We start from the raw sequence: 1,111 nt of genomic DNA, 5'->3' as shown, positions 1-1,111 counted from the left end.
GGCAAACCCTTGGCGGACAATACCCTTCAATTTGAACTAATTACCACCATTAAGTATGGCCTGGAAGCCCAATTCAAAGATGACCCCAATGTATTCGTTGCCGGGGATTTGTTGTGGTATCCAGAACCAGGACAACCCAAAATCAACCAAGCCCCGGATGTGATGGTGGTTGTGGGTAGACCGAAAGGGCATCGGCGTTCCTACAAAACCTGGGTTGAAGATAACATTAATCCCCAGGTAGTATTTGAAATAGCCTCATTAACGAACACCATCAAGGAATTAGAAGAGGATAAACTCAAGTTTTACCAGAACCATGAAGTAGAAGAGTACTATCTTTTTGACCCAAATCGGACAAAACTCAAAGGCTGGCTGCGTTCAGCCGAAAAACTAGAACCAATCCCCGAGATGCTGGGTTGGGTGAGTCCCCGTTTAGGAATTACCTTTGAGTTAGTAGGCTCGGACTTGGTGCTGTATTATCCCAATGGAGAGCCTTTTGCTACGTATTTAGAAATTATTGAGCTCAAAGATATTGCTCAACAACAGGCAGAACAAGAACGCCAACGGGCAGACCAAGCGGAGGAAGCTTTAGAGCTTGAAAGACTCGAAAAAGAACAGGAACGTCAACGGGCAGACCAAGCAGAAGCTTCCTTGCAAGCCTTGCTAGAGCAATTAAAAGCAAAGGGCATAGATCCAGAACAGTTCGAGCTATGAACCCCACCATTTGGATATAACCCTACTAAGAATGTAGAATGAATAATGTAGAAGGTAGAAGGTAGAATGTAGAATGTAGAATGTAGAAGGAAGAATGTAGAAGGTAGAATGTAGAAGGAAGAATGTAGAAGGTAGAAGGTAGAATGTAGAAGGAAGAATGTAGAAGGTAGAATGTAGAAGGTAGAATGTAGAAGGAAGAAGGTAGAAGGTAGAAGGTAGAAGGTAGAAGGTAGAAGGAAGAAGGAAGAAGGAAGAATGTAATGCTCAATTCTAAATTCTAAATTCTAAATTCTAAATTCTAAATTCTAAATTCTAAATTCTTAATGAACTATAGGTTTCAAGAATCTCGATACAATTTGCGATCGCACCCAAATGAGAAATTTCAAAACCATGGGTATTT

The 1,111-nt window shown here is 41.1% G+C and carries 1 protein-coding gene; it reads left to right on the top strand.

Annotation, left to right across the window (positions count from 1 at the left end):
• The coding region (locus F6K37_RS43840; RefSeq protein WP_287257405.1) for a Uma2 family endonuclease at positions 1-711 on the top strand (711 nt) is incomplete at its 5' end.
• Between the last annotated feature and the right edge of the window lie 400 nt (positions 712-1,111).

This window comes from Moorena sp. SIO4E2, from assembly GCF_010671945.1.
GTDB classification, from domain to species: Bacteria; Cyanobacteriota; Cyanobacteriia; order Cyanobacteriales; family Coleofasciculaceae; genus Moorena; species Moorena producens.
The sequence above is the reverse complement of the archived record's forward strand: the minus strand, read 5'-3'. Positions and strand labels throughout refer to the sequence as shown.